The 19,177-nt window shown below is 54.3% G+C and carries 18 protein-coding genes; 2 read left to right on the top strand and 16 right to left on the bottom strand.

From position 1 onward, the window contains the following. Positions 1-5 precede the first annotated feature (5 nt). The 11 genes from smc to LQ229_RS23025 all read right to left on the bottom strand — a co-directional run bounded on the left by smc (position 6) and on the right by LQ229_RS23025 (position 11,699). On the bottom strand, positions 6-3,584 hold the full coding sequence (gene smc, locus LQ229_RS23075; RefSeq protein ID WP_230193009.1) for a chromosome segregation protein SMC: 3,579 nt from the start codon (positions 3,582-3,584) through the stop codon (positions 6-8). 168 nt (positions 3,585-3,752) lie between these two features. Further along, positions 3,753-4,463, bottom strand: coding sequence for a ribonuclease III (rnc, locus tag LQ229_RS23070; protein ID WP_230193008.1), 711 nt, complete (start codon positions 4,461-4,463; stop codon positions 3,753-3,755). A gap of 13 nt (positions 4,464-4,476) precedes the next feature. After that, entirely contained in the window at positions 4,477-5,715 is a 1,239-nt protein-coding gene (gene fabF, locus LQ229_RS23065) for a beta-ketoacyl-ACP synthase II (protein ID WP_230193007.1), read from the bottom strand. Between the two features lie 157 nt (positions 5,716-5,872). Further along, positions 5,873-6,106 carry an acyl carrier protein gene (gene acpP / locus LQ229_RS23060; protein WP_216539976.1) on the bottom strand — a complete coding sequence of 78 codons (234 nt, stop codon included), beginning with the start codon at positions 6,104-6,106 and terminating at the stop codon, positions 5,873-5,875. Positions 6,107-6,202: 96 nt separating this feature from the next. Then, positions 6,203-6,961 (bottom strand): 3-oxoacyl-[acyl-carrier-protein] reductase, encoded by a 759-nt coding sequence (gene fabG, locus LQ229_RS23055; RefSeq protein WP_230193006.1) that lies wholly within the window; start codon positions 6,959-6,961, stop codon positions 6,203-6,205. Between the two features lie 50 nt (positions 6,962-7,011). Then, on the bottom strand, positions 7,012-7,935 hold the full coding sequence (fabD, locus tag LQ229_RS23050) for an ACP S-malonyltransferase (RefSeq protein ID WP_230193005.1): 924 nt from the start codon (positions 7,933-7,935) through the stop codon (positions 7,012-7,014). Positions 7,936-7,986: 51 nt separating this feature from the next. After that, positions 7,987-8,973 carry a beta-ketoacyl-ACP synthase III gene (locus LQ229_RS23045; RefSeq protein ID WP_230193019.1) on the bottom strand — a complete coding sequence of 329 codons (987 nt, stop codon included), beginning with the start codon at positions 8,971-8,973 and terminating at the stop codon, positions 7,987-7,989. Positions 8,974-8,986: 13 nt separating this feature from the next. Then, positions 8,987-9,979 carry a phosphate acyltransferase PlsX gene (gene plsX, locus LQ229_RS23040; RefSeq protein ID WP_230193004.1) on the bottom strand — a complete coding sequence of 331 codons (993 nt, stop codon included), beginning with the start codon at positions 9,977-9,979 and terminating at the stop codon, positions 8,987-8,989. Beyond that, positions 9,976-10,581 (bottom strand): transcription factor FapR, encoded by a 606-nt coding sequence (gene fapR / locus LQ229_RS23035; protein ID WP_230193018.1) that lies wholly within the window; start codon positions 10,579-10,581, stop codon positions 9,976-9,978. The genes plsX and fapR overlap by 4 nt, the downstream gene beginning before the upstream one ends. Positions 10,582-10,970: 389 nt before the next feature. Next, positions 10,971-11,144 carry a 50S ribosomal protein L32 gene (gene rpmF, locus LQ229_RS23030; RefSeq protein WP_036645943.1) on the bottom strand — a complete coding sequence of 58 codons (174 nt, stop codon included), beginning with the start codon at positions 11,142-11,144 and terminating at the stop codon, positions 10,971-10,973. A 42-nt stretch (positions 11,145-11,186) separates the two neighbouring features. Next, positions 11,187-11,699, bottom strand: coding sequence for a DUF177 domain-containing protein (locus tag LQ229_RS23025; protein ID WP_216539980.1), 513 nt, complete (start codon positions 11,697-11,699; stop codon positions 11,187-11,189). A 113-nt stretch (positions 11,700-11,812) separates the two neighbouring features. On the opposite strand from LQ229_RS23025, the gene LQ229_RS23020 reads away from it, so the two are divergent. Continuing rightward, positions 11,813-13,072 (top strand): nucleotidyltransferase, encoded by a 1,260-nt coding sequence (locus LQ229_RS23020; protein WP_216539981.1) that lies wholly within the window; start codon positions 11,813-11,815, stop codon positions 13,070-13,072. Here the strand turns inward: LQ229_RS23020 and LQ229_RS23015 are convergent. Beyond that, positions 13,069-14,103: a PDZ domain-containing protein gene (locus LQ229_RS23015; RefSeq protein ID WP_230193003.1), complete on the bottom strand. Its 1,035-nt coding sequence runs from the start codon at positions 14,101-14,103 to the stop codon at positions 13,069-13,071. The two genes, LQ229_RS23020 and LQ229_RS23015, sit on opposite strands and share 4 nt — an antisense overlap. Positions 14,104-14,251: 148 nt before the next feature. Between LQ229_RS23015 and LQ229_RS23010 the strand changes: the two genes are divergently transcribed. Next, positions 14,252-15,505 carry a nucleoside recognition domain-containing protein gene (locus tag LQ229_RS23010; protein WP_230193002.1) on the top strand — a complete coding sequence of 418 codons (1,254 nt, stop codon included), beginning with the start codon at positions 14,252-14,254 and terminating at the stop codon, positions 15,503-15,505. 362 nt (positions 15,506-15,867) lie between these two features. Here LQ229_RS23010 and coaD read toward each other — a convergent pair whose 3' ends face one another. From coaD to LQ229_RS22990, 4 genes are all read right to left on the bottom strand, one after another. Then, positions 15,868-16,380, bottom strand: a complete 513-nt coding sequence (coaD, locus tag LQ229_RS23005; protein ID WP_216539984.1) for a pantetheine-phosphate adenylyltransferase — start codon at positions 16,378-16,380, stop codon at positions 15,868-15,870. A gap of 201 nt (positions 16,381-16,581) precedes the next feature. After that, a complete protein-coding gene (gene rsmD / locus LQ229_RS23000) occupies positions 16,582-17,145 on the bottom strand; it encodes a 16S rRNA (guanine(966)-N(2))-methyltransferase RsmD (protein WP_216539986.1) in 564 nt (187 codons plus the stop codon). A gap of 411 nt (positions 17,146-17,556) precedes the next feature. After that, positions 17,557-17,934 (bottom strand): WGxxGxxG family protein, encoded by a 378-nt coding sequence (locus LQ229_RS22995; RefSeq protein WP_216539987.1) that lies wholly within the window; start codon positions 17,932-17,934, stop codon positions 17,557-17,559. A 121-nt stretch (positions 17,935-18,055) separates the two neighbouring features. After that, complete coding sequence (locus LQ229_RS22990) at positions 18,056-18,979, bottom strand: cation diffusion facilitator family transporter (RefSeq protein WP_230193001.1); 924 nt, start codon at positions 18,977-18,979, stop codon at positions 18,056-18,058. Between the last annotated feature and the right edge of the window lie 198 nt (positions 18,980-19,177).

The following is a 19,177-nucleotide window of genomic DNA, read 5'->3' as shown; positions in this document are numbered from 1 at the left end:
TACAGCTATGCGATAACCGCTTCTTCGTCTTCCAGTTTGACGGAGACGAGCTTGGATACGCCGCCCTCCTCCATCGTCACGCCGTAGAGAACGTCCGCTTCTTCCATCGTCCCTTTCCGGTGGGTAACGACGATAAATTGGGTTTGCTCGGAAAACTCGCGCAAATATTGCGCAAAGCGCGTCACATTCGCTTCGTCCAGCGCGGCTTCGACCTCGTCGAGCACGCAGAACGGCACAGGCTTCACCCGCAATATCGCGAACAGCAGCGCCATCGCCGTCAAAGCGCGCTCTCCTCCGGAGAGCAATTGCAAGTTTTGCAGTTTTTTGCCCGGCGGTTGGGCGACGATATCGATCCCCGTTTCGAGAATCCGCTCCGGCTCCACCATAACCAGGTCGGCCCGGCCGCCGCCGAACAATTTCACGAATACGACGACGAACTCGCGGCGGATAGCGTCGAACGTTTCCTTGAACCGCTTCGCCATTTCTTCGTCCATTTCGCGTATCACTTGATAGAGGGCCGTTTTCGCCTCGATCAAATCATCCTTCTGCTCGCTCAGGAACTGGTAGCGCTCATGAACCCGCTCATACTCTTCGATCGCGCCCAAATTGACGTCGCCCAAGGCGGAGATGCTCCGTTTCAAGTCGCGAACGTCGTTCTGCGTACCGAGGATATCTTCCGGCACCGGATAGCGGCTTTTGGCCAGTTCGTAGCTCAGTTCGTACTCCTCGGCCAATTTTTTGAGCAAATTGTCAAGCTCCACGTCGAGGCGGTTCACCTGAATTTCCGTATGCCGAAGCTGATCTTCCACCGACCGCAACGCGCTGCGCTGCTCCTTCGTCTCATTCTCCTCGCGTTCCAGCTTGCGTACCCATTCCGCGCGTTCGGCGCGCTTAAAGTCGATTTGTTCGGAGCATTGTTCTTTCCAAATTTTATATTGATTTAAATCCTCGAGCTGCTTGACGCTTTCGGAACGGACCGTCGCCGTATCGGCTTCCAATTGCGTTAACGCTTGGCGGTTGCGGGCAAGCTCTTGCTCGAATGCGGCAAGTTCCTCTTCCGTTCGCCGCAGCTGCGCTTGCAGCGAGAACTTTTCTTGATCCAGCTTCCCTTGCCGCACCTTGAGATCGGTTAGCTGCGATTGCAGTTCCTCCTTGGCCGATTCGCTTTCCTTCCGCGCCGTTTCCGCCGCCTGGATCGCGAGCTGGATCCGGTCCTCCTCCGCCTGCAATGCCTCGAGCTGGCTTTCCGCCGCCTCGCGCGCGGCGTTCAATGCTTCGAGTTCCTGCTCGCAGCTAATCCGGTCATGCTCGAACATCTCGAATTGCTCCGACAGCCGCCGCGCATCCAGTTCCGCTTGTTTGCGTTCCGCCGCGATCTGCTGCTCTTGCAACCGGTTTTGTTCGCCCTGCTCGCGCAAGGTCTCGATTTGCTTCGCCGCTGCGGCAAGCCGCTGTTTCAAATCGCGTATACTATGAAGCAGCTTGTCCAATTGCTCCTGCGTTTGCTTGATTTCCCCGTCGATCTGATCGATTTGCCGCTGTCTGCCGAGCAAGCTTGTGCTCTTCTTATGCACGCTCCCGCCTGTCATCGATCCGCCGGCGTTCACAACGTCCCCGTCCAACGTGACGACGCGGAAACGGTATTGGCACTTGGCCGCGATCTTGTTCGCCTGTTCCAACGTTTGCGCGATGACGACGGACCCGAGCAAGCTGCCGACGATATTCGCGTAAGCGGGCTCGTAGCCGATCAAGTCGGCGGCAATGCCGACAAAGCCTTCGGCCCCTTCGATCGCCCGTTTATCGCTCTCCGAGATGGAGCGTCCGCGAATGACGTCAAGCGGCAGAAACGTCGCCCGTCCGAGCTGGCGCTTCTTCAAGAAGGCGATCGCCTCGCGCGACACCGCTTCGTTCTCCATGACAATATGCTGCATCGAAGCGCCGAGCGCCGTTTCCACCGCCGTTTCCAGCCGTTCCGGCACCCGGATCAGCTCGGCGACGGCACCGTGCACTCCGCGCAATCCGGAACCGTCCTTCTTGCGGGACGCTTTCAGCACTTCCTTCACGCCAAGAATAAAACCGTCGAAATCGTTCTGCAGCTCTTTCATCGTATCGCGCCGCGAGACGAGCGAATCGAGCTTCTGCTCCCATTTGCGCGCCGTCAGTTGCGTTTCATCGAGCAGCCCTTGCAACTTCTTATAGTTATCGCTTTCTTCCATATACCGGTTGCGAACCGCCCCGATGGCGGCGGCAGCTTCCTGCATTTGCGCGGCCAATTCGGCTTCCCGCTTGTCGCAAAGCGCCTTCTGCTCGCGCCATTTCGCCTGCTCTTCCTTCAGCCTGTCCGTACGCCGCGCCAGCCCTTCCTTCTGCTGATCCGCATAACGAATTTCATTGCGCAGTCCGGCCATTCGGTTCATCAAATCGAGCAATTCGCCCTTCAGCGTTTCCTCCGGCGCATTGCTCGTCCCGCCGGCCACTCCGAGCAACCGGGATTCTTCCTCGCGCAAATGAGCCGTCAACCGAGCGAGCTGGCTTTCGACTTCGTTCAATTGGCTCCGGTAACCGTCCGTCTCCGCCCGTTTGTCCCGAAGGCGGCTCTCGTTCGATTCGAGCGTTTCCTTCAACTGCCGGTCGTTCTGCGCCAAGTTTTTGCTGCGCTCTTTCAATACTTCGCCATAGCCTTCGCATTTCTCGAATTCTTCGCTGTAATGCAGCAGTTTTTCCTGCAATTGTTCCAATTCCGCTTCCAGCTTCCGCATCTCGATCCGGTGCGTCTCCAAATGCGCGTCATGCCGGCTTACGACGGTAGACAGCTCCAACTGGGATTGCTGCAGCTGCGAAAGCTTGTCGCTCGCTTCCGTCCATGAACGATGAATTTGTTCGATTTGATGAACGTACATGGAAATTTCTTTCGTTTTCAATTGCTCGCGCAGCGATTTATATCGAACCGCCTTCTCCGATTGTTCGCGCAAAGGCTCGATTTGATCCTCCAGTTCGCTGACCAGATCGTGAATGCGCAGCAAATTTTGTTCGGTTTCATCCAGCTTCTTGTTCGCGTCCTTTTTGCGGGATTTATATTTTACAATTCCCGACGCTTCTTCAAAGATGCCTCGGCGATCTTCCGAGCGGGTGCTTAAAATTTCCTCGATGCGCCCTTGCCCGATAATCGAATAAGCTTCCTTACCGATTCCCGTATCCATAAACAATTCCGTTATATCCTTTAAGCGGCAAGACTGTTTGTTAATAAAATATTCGCTTTCCCCGCTGCGATGAACGCGGCGCGTTACCGTCACCTCGCTGAAATCGAGCGGCAAAGCCTGGTCGCCGTTATCGAGCGTAAGCGACACTTCGCCGAAATTAACGGCTTTGCGCGCGTCGCTGCCCGCGAAAATAACATCTTCCATTTTGCCGCCGCGAAGCGATCTCGCGCTTTGTTCGCCCAGAACCCAGCGGATTCCGTCCGAAATATTGCTCTTGCCGCTTCCGTTCGGCCCGACGACAGCCGTAATGCCTTGCACAAACTCCAGCTCCGTCCGATCCGCAAAAGATTTAAAGCCGGACAATTCAATCCGCTTCAAAAACATCGTCTCACCTCAAAGCCTATTTTAACACAACCGCCGCAAATACTGAACTCGCTTTTGCCAGGCTTTTGCGCCCCGCTGCCGCGCCTTCGGCAACGTACCTACCGCGCATTATTCCCATAGAAAAACCGGAAGTCGGCCAACCGTCCGCTTCCGGTTATGTCTATTGCCTTATTTCGATTTCGGTTCCGAACCGGCGCCCAATCGGTGAAGCGCGCGGGCGGCCGCCTGCTGTTCCGCTTCTTTCTTCGACCTTCCGCTGCCGCGTCCCAAGCAATCTTCCCCCATATATACTTCGGAGACGAATTCGCGCTCATGCGCGGGACCCCGTTCTTCGACGATCCGGTATTCCAATCCGCCCAAGCCCTGATGTTGGGCCAGCTCCTGCAGTCTTGTTTTATAATCGTTAATTTGCAGTTTGCCGTCTTGCGTAATTTGCTCGAACACATGCGCTCTAAGAAATGTACGGACGACATCGAACCCTTGGTCCAAATAAAGCGCTCCGATGAAAGATTCGAACACATCGGCGAGCAGGGCCGGCCGGCTTCGCCCGCCCGTCAATTCCTCCCCCTTGCCGAGCAGAACGTACTGCCCGAATTCCAGCGCTTCCGCAAATTTGACGAGCGAAGGCTCGCATACGATCGCCGCACGAAGCTTCGTCAGTTCCCCTTCCGGACGATTCGGATAAAGGCCGAACAAAAATTCGGACACCGCCAGCTCCAAAACCGCGTCGCCGAGAAATTCAAGGCGTTCGTTGTCCTGACCGCCGCTGAACCGGTGCTCGTTGACATAGGAAGCATGCGTGAACGCTTGCTTCAGCAGTTGGCGGTTTTTAAATGAAATATTCAATTTCTGCTGTAACCGCTTCAAATCCGCGCTCAAAAAAACTGTCCCCTTATGCTTCGTATTTCTTCAATACAATCGTTGCATTATGGCCGCCAAAACCGAACGAATTCGACATAACCACCTTCAAGTCCGCTTGACGAGGCACGTTCGGCACGTAATCCAAGTCGCACTCCGGATCTTGATTGTCGATGTTGATCGTCGGCGGAATCATTCCGTGCTTGATCGCCAAACCGCATATGACGGCTTCCACGCCGCCGGCCGCGCCGAGCAAATGGCCTGTCATCGATTTGGTCGAACTGACGGCTACATGATAAGCATGGTCGCCGAGCGCGATCTTGATCGCTTGCGTCTCGGACTTATCGCCGATCGGCGTGCTTGTGCCGTGCGCGTTAATATAATCGACTTCCGACGGATCGATGCCCGCGTCCTTCATCGCCTTGCTCATGCAGCGCGCCGCGCCGTCCGGATCCGGATCGGTCATATGATGCGCGTCGCCGCTCATGCCGTAGCCGATCACTTCGCCGTATATCGCCGCTCCGCGCTTGAGCGCGTGCTCCAGCGATTCGAGCACAAGAATGCCCGCGCCCTCTCCCATCACGAAGCCGTCGCGGTCGATGTCGAACGGGCGGCTCGCCTTCTCCGGCTCGTCATTGCGCGTAGACATGGCGCGCATCGCGCAAAAGCCGGCCATTCCCGTCGGCCGAATCGTCGCTTCCGCGCCGCCGCATATCATAATGTCCGCGTCGCCGCGTTGAATCAGCTTGTACGAATCGCCGATCGAATGCGTCCCGGTCGCGCAGGCGGTAACGGCGGTACTGTTCGGGCCTTTGGCGCCGAATAGCATCGACACTTGTCCGGACGCCATATTGGCGATCATCATCGGAATAAAAAACGGGCTAACCCGTTTCGGGCCTTTTTGCAGCAAAACATTATGCTGGTCTTCCCATGTTCCGAGACCCCCGATCCCCGAACCGATCATGACGCCGACGCGTTCCGGGTCCGCATCCTCCGCAATATTCAATTTGGCGTCTTCCAACGCCTTCTTGCTTGCCGCTACGGCAAATTGCACGAAGCGGTCCATGCGACGCGCTTCTTTCTTATCGATATATTCATCCGGATTGAAATCTTTAATGGATGCCGCAATTTGCGTCGGATATTCGCCGACATCGAACGAATCGATCGAGGAAACCCCCGATTTTCCCGCCATCAGATTATTCCATAGCGTGTCCAAGTCTGCGCCGAGCGATGTCATTATTCCCATTCCGGTCACAACAACTCTTTGCCTCAAACAAAATCACCTCTATATAGATTGCAATTCGCAAGAATAATGATTGCATTCATGAATCCCGAATGGAACGAATGATGAAAGGAGAAGTCCCGTTTTTTGCAACGGGACTTTTACTAACTGTATGCCTGTTTCCAAAGCAATGCCTGCTTTCGGAAAATTAGGTATGAGATTGTATGTAATTTACAACTTCACCTACAGTTGTGATTTTCTCCGCATCTTCATCAGAGATTTCCATATCAAACTCATCTTCCAATTCCATCACCAATTCAACGACATCGAGAGAATCAGCGCCAAGATCATCTTTGAAAGATGCTTCCAGTGTAACTTCAGCCTCGTCAACGCCTAAACGATCGACAACAATGCGCTTTACGCGTTCCAATACATCGGACATCCGGTTCACCTCCTCTTTGGTATTATACGAGAATTCGAATTAAATTACCATACAATCCGGCTGCAAAAATATGTTCAACGAGTTCGCCGATTCGAATTACATATACATGCCGCCGTCAACGTGAATCGTCTGTCCCGTCATATACGCGGCGTCGTCGGATACGAGAAAAAGGACGGCTTTGGCGATATCTTTCGGCTGGCCGAGACGCGACAACGGAATTTGCGATAAAAGTCCGCTCCGTATTTCTTCCGGCAGTTGATCGGTCATATCGGTTTCGATAAAGCCCGGAGCGACGCAATTGACGGTAATTCCGCGCGAAGCGAGCTCGCGCGCGGACGCCTTCGTCAGTCCGATGACGCCCGCTTTCGCCGCGACGTAGTTCGCTTGCCCGGGATTTCCCAGTACGCCGACGACCGACGAGATGTTGACGATTCGGCCGGAACGTTGCTTCATCATCGGGCGGGTTACTGCTTTCACGCAATTGAATACGCCCTTCAAATTCGTTTCGATCACTTGATCGAACTCTTCTTCCTTCATACGCATAATTAAATTATCTCTTGTAATGCCTGCATTATTCACTAATATATCCAATTTCCCGAATTGGTCAAGCACTTGTTTGACCATCGCCTCGGCTTCGGCGCTTTTGCCGACGTTCGCCTTCACTGCGAACGCCTTGCGGCCCATCGCCTCAATTTGCTCGACGACGGCCGCTGCGGCCGCCTCGCTGCCGCTGTAATTCACGGCGACGTCCGCCCCCGCTTCAGCGAGCGTGAATGCGATTTCCCGCCCGATTCCGCGCGAAGCGCCGGTAACGAGCGCCGACTTGCCATGCAGCGCGCCGGATAAGTTCGACATCGAATTCCCTCCCTGCCAAAATGTCTTCTCATTCTATCATGCTGAAACGATCATGCGAAAGCTTGCAGCGCATCCAGGCTGTTGATCGATACGATGCGCGCCGATTTGTCGATTTTTTTGATCAGACCGGCAAGCACCGTGCCCGATCCGATTTCGACAAACGTATCCGTCCCTTGTTCAAGCAACCACTGTATACTGTCTTCCCAAAGGACAGGGGAATATACTTGCCGGACAAGCAATTCGCGGATTTGTTCCGCTTCGGCAACCGGCCGGGCGGTAACGTTCGCGACGACAGGAATCGCCGCGTTCTGCAACGCAACGTTCTGCAGCGTTTGCGCAAGCCGCTCGGCAGCGGGCTTCATGAGCGAAGAATGGAACGGTCCGCTCACCTCCAGCGGAATGACGCGCTTCGCCCCCGCTTCTTTGCCGCGCTGAACGACCGCTTCCACGCCTTCTTTGCTGCCCGATACGACGATTTGTCCCGGGCAGTTGACGTTTGCAAGCTCGACGAGGCCCGTCTCCGCCGATATCGCTTCGCATAGCGATCGGAGCGCTTCCCGCTCCGCGCCGAGTGCGGCCGCCATCGCGCCTTGTCCGCCCGGCACCGCCTCCTCCATAAATTGGCCGCGGGCGCGCACGGTCGCAACCGCTTGTTCGAACGAAATCGCTCCGGCTGCGACCAGGGCGCTGTATTCGCCCAAGCTGTGCCCCGCAACGAAATCGGGGCGCACGCCCTTTTCCTTGAACGCTTCATAGAATGCCACGCTCGTCGTCAATAACGCCGGCTGGGTATTGACCGTTTGTTTTAATTGTTCGTCAGGTCCGCCGAAGGCGATTTCCGTAAGCGGGAAACCGAGCGTTTCGTCCGCAAGGTCGAATATGCGGCGGGAAGCCGGGACGGCGGCATAGACGTCCTTGCCCATGCCAACCGCCTGAGCCCCTTGTCCGGGAAATACAAAGGCGATTTTCCCCATTGTGAACTCCCCTTTCATTACTGTCTATTATACTAATGCCGTGTATAGTACCTACCAAATTATTACCGAAGCGCCCCAGGTCAAGCCTCCGCCGAAGCCGACAAGCACAACGCAATCTCCTTCCCGCATCCGGCCTTCCTCCGCCGCTTCCGCGAGCGCCAGCGGAATGGATGCCGCCGACGTATTGGCGTATTTCGGCAAATTAATCATGCATTTCTCTTCCGGAAGATTAAGCCGGGACAAGGACGCTTGAATAATGCGATTGTTCGCTTGATGCGGAATAAGCAGATTGATATCTTCTTTCGTCATTCCCGCTTTCTTCAACGCTTCTTCCGCCGCATTCCCCATAATGCGCACGGCAAATTTGAACACTTCGCTGCCTGCCATATAAATATAATGATTCCGTCCTTCCACCGATTCGATCGAAGCAGGCATCCGCGAGCCGCCGCCCTTCAAATTGAGCAATTCCCCGCCGGAGCCGTCCGCGCCGAGTTCGAACGACCGGAAACCGCGGCCTTCCGGCACCGCGCCAAGCACGGCAGCGCCCGCGCCGTCGCCGAATAATACGCATGTATTGCGATCCGTATAGTCCGTTATGCGGGACAAGCAGTCCGCGCCGATAACGAGCACATATTCATACATGCCTGTGGCGATAAAATTGTTCGCCGTCGCCAGACCGTATATGAAGCCGGAGCACGCCGCCGACAAATCGAAGGCGGCCGCTTTCTTCGCCCCCAAACGATCCTGCAAAATGCAAGCGGTCGAAGGAAAAGCCATATCGGGCGTAATCGTCGCCACGATAATCAGATCAAGCTGTTCGGCCGTAATGCCCGCCGAGCGCAGCGCCGCTTGCGCCGCATGAAAAGCCAAATCCGAGGTTGCCTGATCCGGCGCGGCGATCCGGCGTTCCTTCATGCCGGTGCGGGACACGATCCATTCGTCGTTCGTGTCCACCATCTTTTCCAAATCCGCATTCGTCAGCACGCGATCCGGCACATATTTTCCTGTTCCCAATATTCCAACCGAACGTAATGTCATAATGTTCAACAACTCACTTCCCGCTAATTTCCGATGAGATCGTTTCGATGAAATTGTTCCGTATGGCGGCTCTCGCCTGGCGAACCGCATTTTGAACGGCGGTGGCGTCGGAAGAGCCGTGCGCTTTAATGACGATCCCATCAAGACCTAGAAGCGGTGCGCCGCCGTGTTCCTTATAATCCATTTTGCTGCGGAGCCGTTTCAAGCCCGGCATTAAAATCGAGGCGGCCAGCTTTGTCAGCCAGGAACGGGTAAATTCCTGTTTCAATACGGAAAATAGCGCCCCCGCCGTCCCCTCGAGCGATTTCAGTAAAATATTGCCGACGAATCCGTCGCATACGAGCACGTCGCAGTTCCCGTTCAATACGTCGCGGGATTCGACGTTGCCGATAAAGCGGATCGGCGCCTGTTCCAGTAAAGGATACGTTTCTTTCGTCAGTTCGTTGCCTTTCATCGCTTCCGTTCCTACGTTGAGCAAGCCGACGCGCGGGTTTTTCACGCCATATACTTTTTCCCGGTAAATGCTCCCCATGATGGCGTATTGCAGCAAATGCTCCGGCTTCGCATCCATATTCGCGCCCAGATCGAGCGCCAGCACGCCTTGATCGTTCATCGTCGGAATGATCGGCGCGAGCGCGGGGCGCTCGATTCCTTTCATCCGGCCGACCACGAGCAATCCCGTTGCCATGAGCGCGCCGGTATTGCCGGCCGATATCATCGCCTCCGCCTGTTTCTCCTTGACAAGCCGGCCGGCAACGACCATGGAAGCGTCCTTCTTGCGCCGCACCGCCTTAACCGGCTCGTCGTCGGCGAGGATGACTTCCGAGCTGTGATGCACCCGAACGTTCGCGGGTTTCGTTCTTTCCGCCAAGAGCCGTTCCAACTCGGCTTCGTCCCCGACCAGAATGATCTCCGTGTCTGTCCATAACTGCGCGGCCGCGATCGCGCCTTCCACATTGCTGACCGGCGCGTGATCGCCGCCCATCGCGTCAATGGCAATCCTCATTCCTGGTTCACTCCTTCGCTGCCCGCTTCGTTGCCGGAACGATAGATAACAAAATTTCCTTGAAAAACCATCTCTTCCCCCACATACGTAAATACTTCGACTTTCGCTTTCCCTCTTTGACCGGATATGGAGCGCACATACGCCTTGGCGATGCATTTTTCGCCGAGATGAACCGGACGTATAAACCGGATATCCGCGGAAGCGGTCAAGGCGATTTCCTCGTTAATGACGGCGACGGCGAGCGAATTCGCCTGCGCGAATACATGATGGCCGCGCGCGATATGCGTACGGGAGAATACATGCTCCTCCCTTATTTCAAAGATGGAAATGCCGCTGCGGTCAAGCTGCAGATCGATAATATCTCCGATGATTTCGTGCAGCGGCAGCGAGCGTACGGAATCGTACGAGCGCTCGGCCATCAATTTCAGCCGTTCCCTCAGCTCCGGTATGCCCAGTTCCATCCGGTCGAGCCGTACCGTCTGAATGCTTACTTTCAACTGCCGGGTGAGCTCCTGGTCGGTTACGAACGGATTGTCTTCTATGATTTTGACTAATAATTGCTGCCGTTGTCTTTTGGGTAAACGTTCGATGTCCCGCACCACCTTTCCAGCCGTATTCAAAATCTTGAATCGCAATATGTATTTCAAGTCGTTCGTTTTAACCGCTTCGTCCATCTCTATCCATCGGCGCGACCGGCCGTTATTGACCCGTTCCTTGTTCACCGGTATCTAGAACCTGGTACTAGTGCTAAGTATATTAAATAATCGCTCAAAAAACAAACAAAAAAACTCCCAACGAGAGTTCATCGAAGTGAGCGCCCGCTCTTCAACGCTTGCAATGGATCCTATGCGGCCAATTCCGGCTTTGCGCCCCTGAGTATGTTGTATTCCTTACAATATTCGCATCATTGCCGCAGCCATCCCGCGCCCCAACGCCTTCATTACGGCAAAAAAATAGCACTCCACCATAGATGAAGTACTACTTAAGCGCATTATTGGCTAATGATTTCTCTAGATTTGTATGTTCCGCAAACTTTGCAGACGTGGTGAGCAAGCTTCAATTCGCCGCATTGCTCGCATTTTACCATTCCAGGCACCGCCAATTTAAAGTGAGTGCGACGTTTGTCGCGACGCGTTTTGGACGTTCTTCTTTGAGGTACTGCCATGTTCCCACCTCCTTACTATAATTCCGGATGTTTTCGCAATCGTCACTTTTGAGATTTGAAAAAATCTTTCAGTCCCGCAAGCCGCGGGTCGATTCGCTCGTTTGAACAGCTACAGGCTTGTTCGTTCAAATTTTGCCCGCAAGTCGGGCATAAACCTTTGCAATCCTCGCCGCACAACGGAACGTAAGGAAGATTCATGTACAATGTTTCTTCCACATACGGCTTGATATCGACCTGATCTTCGGATACGAAGATCAATTCTTCGTCTTCGTCGGCCTCGGCTGGATTCTCCATTTGTTTAAACTGTTCGTGGAACGGAATGACGTATGTTTCGGTGAGCGGAGCCAAACAGCGGGAACAGTTCAGATCCATCCGAACGTGCAATTCCCCGCGAACGTCGACCACAGACTCCGGCGCGGGGCTCGCCTGCAGGTCGACCCGCAGCGGGCTGATCGACGTAATGTCGTTCCGGCCTTCGATAATGTGATTGACATCGATCGTTTGATGAAATTCGGCGGTCTTTCCTTTGCCGATTTCGCGAAAATGAAAATGCATATCATCACTCCAAACAAACAAAGATTATTATAGCGATTCAGTTGCGCTTTTGTCAACCTTATTATCGCCGTGATATAGTAAGATATGAACCGAAACGAAAGGATTTGTGGGTGTTGAGAACGGTCGGAATCATTGTCGAATACAATCCGCTGCATAACGGACATGTTTATCATTTCCATCAATCGAAAGAACAAACCGGCGCGGGCGCCGTAGTCGCGATCATGAGCGGCCACTTTCTGCAGCGCGGCGAACCGGCGATCGTCGACAAATGGGCGCGCGCGGAGATGGCGCTCGCCATGGGCGTCGATCTCGTGCTCGAGCTGCCGGTCGCCTATGCCGTGCAGCCGGCGGAATGGTTCGCCTACGGCGCCGTCCGCGCGCTCGATGCGACCGGCGTCGTCGACGCGCTATGCTTCGGCAGCGAGTGCGGCGAGCTGACGCAGTTGCGCGCTCTCGCCAAGCTGCTCCGCGACGAGCCGCCGGGCTTGCGCGAGCTCGTCCGGGCCGAGCTGAAGCGCGGCGCCAGCTACCCGACCGCCTTCGCCGCGGCGGTCGCCGCGTATGCGGCCGCAAGCGCTTCCGGCGTTGTCGACGCCGCCGATCTGTCCGCGCTGCTCGCCCAGCCCAACAATACGCTAGGGCTTCATTATTTGATCGCGCTGGAACGGCTTCGGAGCGCGATCGAACCGTATACGGTAGCCCGCGTGAAGGCGGGATACGGCGAAGAGCGCTTTACCGACGCGCATATTGCCAGCGCGACCGCGATCCGCAAACGAATGGCCGGCGGCGATCCGGAGCCGGTACGGCCGTACATGCCGGAAGAGGCCTACCGCATACTGCGGCGGGAAATCGCGGCCGGACGCGGGGGCATCGGCTGGGAAGCGTTCGCAGGCCCGTTGTTCCACAGCTTGCTGGCGCGATCCGCCGCGGAATTGGCCGGGCTGCATGAGGTGAACGAAGGCTTGGAGCACCGCATCAAGCAGGCGCTGCCCCTATTGCCTTCCGTCAGCGTCGCTGCGCTGCTGGCCGCGCTCAAAACGAAAAGGTATACGCATACGAAGCTGCAGCGCACCTTGACCCATATTTTGCTGCAGCATCCGAAACGGCTTCTGACGCCCGACAAGTTGCGGCAAGGCGCCGGCTATTTGCGCGTCCTCGGCTTTTCCCGCCAAGGACAAGAGCTGTTAAAGCGCATGAAAAAGACGGCGAAAGTGCCGGTCGTGACGAATGCGGCGCAATATGCGAACAGGACCGGAGCCGATCCTTTGTTCGCGCTCGATTTGCGCGCCTCCTCCGTGTACGCCGCCGCAACCGCCGCCTCTTCGCCGCGCGCATTGTTCCGCGACTATTACGAACCTCCGCTCCGCCGCTAATCTTTGTCCGGGAGCTGCGTCAAATAGTCCAGCGCCTCATCCACCGTTTTGACGGGAACGAGTTGCATCGACGATTTGATCTGCTCCCATTTCCGCTTCGCTTCGGCGTAATTGTCTTGCGGCACGAAAAAGATATCGGCCCGCTGGCGGTCCGCCGCGACGATTTTATGCTGAACCCCGCCGATAATGCCTACCGATCCGCTCGGCGTCACCGTTCCCGTGCCGGCGATCCGGTAGCCTTTGCTCAAATCTCCCGCAGTCAATTGATTATAAATTTCCAATGTAAACATCAGTCCCGCAGAAGGCCCCCCGATATCGCCGGCCGAAAACGTAATTTGCTTGGACGGATCGTCCGCTTTCACTTTTTGCACGATGCCGAGCCGAAGCCCAAGCGCCGCCCGCGACTTCCCTTCGGGATCTTTGATTTCGATCAACTGGGCTGAGACGACCGTTTCTTTGCCTTTGCGCAGTACGGTAGACCGGATCGTATCTCCGACACGGTTGTTTTGCAGCGCGTAAGCCATATCTTCGTACTTTTCGATCTTCACGCCGTTTACGCTCAAAATTTCGTCCCCGGACTGAAAATCGTTATGCGTTTCCAACTCGGGGATGTTGTATATAACGACCAGCTTATCGGTAACGACCTGAAACGGCACGTTCGCATGCGTATAGGCCGCCATCATCGCGTTCGATTGCGAATCGCTCATGTTGATCAATTGCTCTGTCGCGTATTCTTTTTCCGAGCGGCCGGCCAAATTATTTTTGGAAATTTGCGCGTTCGCGTCGAAGGTCGACGCCACGATCGAGACGATATTCGCGTTTTTCCGCAATACGGTCGTCAGCATAAATGCGCCGTTCTCCGTCGTGTCCGCGGACGGGATGGATACCATCGGCCGAATTTCCTCGGCGCTGCCCGGCTCGTAGATAACATAAGGCGTCGGCATAAAGACGAGAATATAAGCTGCTACGACGATGCCGAAAATATAGAGAAGCAGCTTCATGCCGCTTCTATTCGCATATTGTTTCCCCATCGGTCTTTCGGTCGCTCCTTCCTTAAGAGGCTATGCAAAAAATCCGCCGTTCGACTTTTCGAACCCCGTCTTCTTCGGCAGGTCTAAACGTACGCCTGTCCGCGTAGACATGTACTATTGCGTATGTCTATGCGAAGAGGTGAAGAATATGTTCGGCGCAATCAATCGGCACGACAGTCCGATCGTCACGGTCATTATGGGTTTTAGCGCTGTATTGCTTGTCGTTTGTATCGTCCTGTACCCCGACCAAGCGTTTCAAGCTTCGCTTCAAGGGTTATCCATTTGGTGGAAACTTGTTTTTCCCGCCTTGCTGCCATTTCTCGTGTTGTCGGAAATTTTGATCGCCTTCGGCTGGGTTCATGCCTTGGGCGTTTTAATCGACCCGCTGCTGCGGGTATTGTTTCGCATCCCCGGTGTCGGAGGCTGGGCGATGTCGCTCGGCTGGACCGCGGGTTATCCCGCCGGCGCGGTCGCCGCCGTCAAGCTGAGGCAGCAGAAAGCGCTCAGCCGGCAGGAGGCGCAAAGGCTGCTCGCATTGTCCCATGTCAGCAATCCGGTTTTTATGATTGTCGTTGTCGGCGTCGGCTTTCTGCATCAGGCGGAACTCGGTCTCATGATCGCGATCGTTCATTGGTCGTCGATCGTCATTACCGGTTTGCTGCTGCGCTGGTTCGCCCCGCCGGCGCCTGAACCGGCGCCGGAGCGAGCCGCCCCGGCTCGTTACGCCTCTGTGACAGGCGGGATGTTCGCCCGCGTCCGGCGCATGATCGCGGCGATGCGGGACGCGCACCGCCAAGACGGGCGCAGCTTCGGCAAACTGCTCGGAGAAGCGGTCGGCTCCGCCGTTCAAACCTTGCTGATGGTCGGCGGGTATATGATGATATTTTCCGTCGTCATTCAAGTCGTACGTCTCGCCGTGCCTCAGGAAATGAGCCGTTATGGGATCAACGGCTTTTTTGAAATCAATCTCGGCGCCCATGCCGTCAGCACCGCTCCGTTCGCGTCGCAAATGTGGCAAATGGCCTTTCTCGGCGCCATTCTCGCTTGGAGCGGCATTAGCGCGCACTTGCAAGTTCGCAGCATTACGCGCGCGACGGATTTAAGCTACGCTTCTTTTCTCGGCGCGCGGCTGCTGCACGCCGCGGTCGCGTTCGTCCTTACCTTCGCGTTATGGCAGCCGCTGCAACGTCTTGTAGGAGGCAACGTTCGGGCGCTCGCCACATTGTACGCGCCGCAGAATGGGGATGCTTCCCGGGAGGCGTCCGCTCCGCTTGTCGAATCGCTGTTTCGCGCATTAACGACCGTCCAGCCTTACGCGCTGCTGCTATGGCTTATTTTGCTGTTAAGCTTGATGATCGTTCTTTCGGCCGCCATCGCCGCGTTTCGTCCCCGCAAACCGTAAACGGAGCATGGGTGGTTTGGGGACGGAGTCCCAAGGGGATACTTCGCTATTCGAAGGCAATCCCATTCTAACGAAAGCACATATCGCTATTCATTGAAAATCGGCGATTTTGCCGCCTTTTCCCCTTCATTAGCGTGTTTTAGTTTCGTTACACGAGCATCAAGGTGATTTACAGGCTATTAGCGTGTTTGCGTTTCGTTAGCGCACACAGCGCGAATCGCCGGCTTTTTCCCTCATTTCCTGTTTGGTTGGGGGAATACATGCATGTTTTGCAGGAACTGGTATTCGACACGGCCAGTTGCGGCCCAATCGCGCATAACAACTTCCATAAACTCGAATCCGCATCCTTTTACGATGCAACGCTAGTGCTCCTTGCCGGCGTACTTCCCGCGCAGCGCCCGCTCCACCACCGGAGGAACCAGATCGTTGACGGGGCCGCCAAATTGCGCGACTTCCTTCACGATGCTCGAGCTTAAGTAAGAATATTTCGGGTTGGTCATCATAAATATCGTTTCGATATCTCCATCTAATTTATGATTGGTCGACGCCATCTGAAGCTCATATTCAAAATCGGTTACCGAGCGGATTCCCCGCACAATGACATGCGCTTGTTTTGTTCGCATATAGTTCACCAGCAAATCGCGGAAGCTGTCCACTTCAACGTTAGGCAAATGCGCCGTAACCTCCATCAGCAGATGTTTCCGCTCCTCCACCGTAAAAAGCGGGTTTTTGCTCGTATTGTTAAGTATAGCGACGATCAGTTTATCGAAATGCTTCGCCGCGCGTTGAATAATATCCATATGTCCTTGGGTTACCGGATCGAAGCTGCCCGGGTAGACGGCTACTCTCGGCGTCCGTTTTGTTTGTTCGGTCATGTTGGCTCCCCCTTAGAGTTTTGTGAGCGTTACTTCTTTGATTTGCTGCGAACAAAACTTGCTTCGGAAGCATACGCTTTGTTTTGTGAGCGTTACTTCTTTGGTTTGCGCGAACAAAACTTGCTTCGGAAGCATACGCTTTGTTTTGTGAGCGTTACTTCTTTGGTTTGCGCGAACAAAACTCGCTTCGGAAGCAAGCGCCTAGTCTTGGGAAGCGAGATAGCAATATACGGCCACCTTCGTGTCCCCGTAAGTTGAAAGCTTGACGCAGCGGAACGCGTCGAACGTCTCGGGATAATGATGCTCCGCATCGAATTCGACAAGAACGGTCGCTCCTTCGCGAACCAATTTTTTTTGCGCCATCGATATCATTAATTCGTCCATATCCTTCATACGGTAAGGAGGATCGAGGAAAATAAGATCGAATGCGGCATTGCGCTTCTCGAGCGCCTTAAGCGCCCGTACGGCGTCATTGCGGTATACTTCCGCCTGCTCGGCCAAATTCGCGGCGCGCAAGTTGTGCCGGATCGCCTCGACGCTTTTCGGATCTTTATCAATAAAGACGGCGCGCTCCATCCCCCGGCTTAAAGCTTCGATCCCGAGTCCTCCCGTCCCCGCGAATAAATCGAGCGCGGCCCCTCCTTCAAAATAAGGACCGATCATGCTAAAAATCGCTTCCTTCACTTTATCCGTCGTCGGCCTCGTGCCCATGCCGGGCACCGCTTTTAACGGACGGCCTTTCGCCTTGCCTGAAATTACTCTCAATGAAGTTCCCCCGCTTTGCTGCATTTCCCAACATTATGATCGCTTATGTTATCGTACCACTTGAGCCGTCCGATGCCAAGACTGGCGCAATCGGCCGGCAAGCTGATCTTTTCCTTTTCATGTCGTTATTATTACAATATTTCCCCGAATGTATAATTCCGACAAGATGGGCAATACTTAAATTATCGACATCATCGAATGTCGTAGACAACCGCGGAGAAGACTTACGTTTCCCCATAAGTTCTTCGTCCGGTTTCTCCTCTCCCATGATGGGCGCTCCGAAAGGGGCGCCCGAATTATTTTACGGCCGTAAGCTCAAAGTCCCGTCGCCGGGGCTTTTTTTGCGGCACAAAAAAGATCGCTCCCCCAAGCCTCTTAAGGCCGGTGAAGCGATCTTTCTTGCTTATGAGTTTACGATTGTGGATTTCTGTTTCTGCCCATCATGCCGGCCAAACCGATCAAACCGAGCAGCCCCAGCCATCCCCAGTTGCCGCCGTTCGTTCCCGTATTATAGGCGCGGTAATTGGTCGTTCCTGTCGTTACGCCGTTGTAATTAGTCATTCTTTGCCCTACGTTGTTGCCCGTTCTCGTCACTCCAGCGTTATCGAAGCCGGAATCGTAAGTACGGTAACCGCCTACTCCGTTTGTGGTCGTGCCGTAATTGGTCGTAGTGGTGCCGACGCCTGTCGTCGTCGTACCCGTCGTTGCAACGGTTTGTGCGCTAGCCGAAAAAGCAACGCTAACCGTCAGCAACATAGCGGCCGCGAAACAAAACAATGCTTTTTTCATGATATATATCCTCCTTGGTATGTTTAGGTGGTATTTGTAAGTTAGGATTTGTACAAATACATTATTTATTCACCATGATTCATGTATTTATTTCCCATACCAGGCGAATACTCATAAATCGTTACTGCGATTGCTTGAGGGGTTTCGTGTATTTCCTTTCATGCTCCGGTTCGATATGAATAAATACTTTAGGCCGATGGAGCACCTCTTGAATATCCTTCTCGATGCGGTCGCATAGATGATGCGCCGTTTCAACATTAATATCGGACGGAACGACCAAGTGGAAATCGATATATTCTTCGGGCCCGGACCTTCTCGTTCTCAGATCGTGATACTCGATAAACTCGTTGCTGTAAGAATCGATAATATGCCGGATGCGGCCCTCCTCTTCTTTGGACAATCGGGTGTCCAATAAAGGCAGGAACGACTCCTTTCCGAGCGATACGGCTTCCTTCATAATATACAGCGCTATCGCGATACCGATCAGGGGATCGAGAATATGCCAGCCGGTCAAACTGACCAGCAGCAAGCTCACAGCGACCCCTAACGACGAATAAACATCGGTCAACAGATGCAACGCGTTGGAACGCATCGCAACGGACTGAATTTTTTCGCCCGTTTTTTTCACGTATCGTCCGACTACGAAATTCACAGCCGCTCCGATCAGCATAACGGACACGCCCAACATCGGCAGCCGGATCGGTTCGGGGTGAAGGAGCTTGTGAACGGATTCGTATATAATCCATATTCCCGCAACAAAAATAAGCAATGTTTCAATCGTGCCTGAAATGTTCTCGAATTTGCCGTGACCGTACGGATGCTCCTTATCGGGCGGCCGGGAAGAAATTCGAACCGAGAAAAATGCGATCACGGACGCCATCAAATCGAGCGAGGAGTGAATCGCTTCGGAAACAACGGCGACCGATCCGGTAATGATTCCCACAATAAGTTTCAGCAAAACGACAAACGTATTGCTCACAATAGATAAACCGGCTACTTTCGTTGGCTGCAACATAATCAATCCTTTTCCATCAAACTCTATCATCATGCTTGAATTCTATATTATCCGATGAAGTTTGTGTGGGTCTAGAGAAACATTGTTGCCTCAAAACTTATTTACTCAACTTTCGCAGCATGAAATGGGCAAACAGGCCTTGATGTAGCTGGGTAAAGTTGCAATCCATTGCTGGAGTTGACGTTGAATCAGAGCCGAAAGCTTTTTTCCTGCTTTCGTAGCGATTTC

This window comes from Paenibacillus sp. CECT 9249 (assembly GCF_918697855.1).
Lineage (GTDB): Bacteria > Bacillota > Bacilli > Paenibacillales > Paenibacillaceae > MSJ-34.
This window is presented reverse-complemented; position numbering and strand designations above follow the sequence as displayed.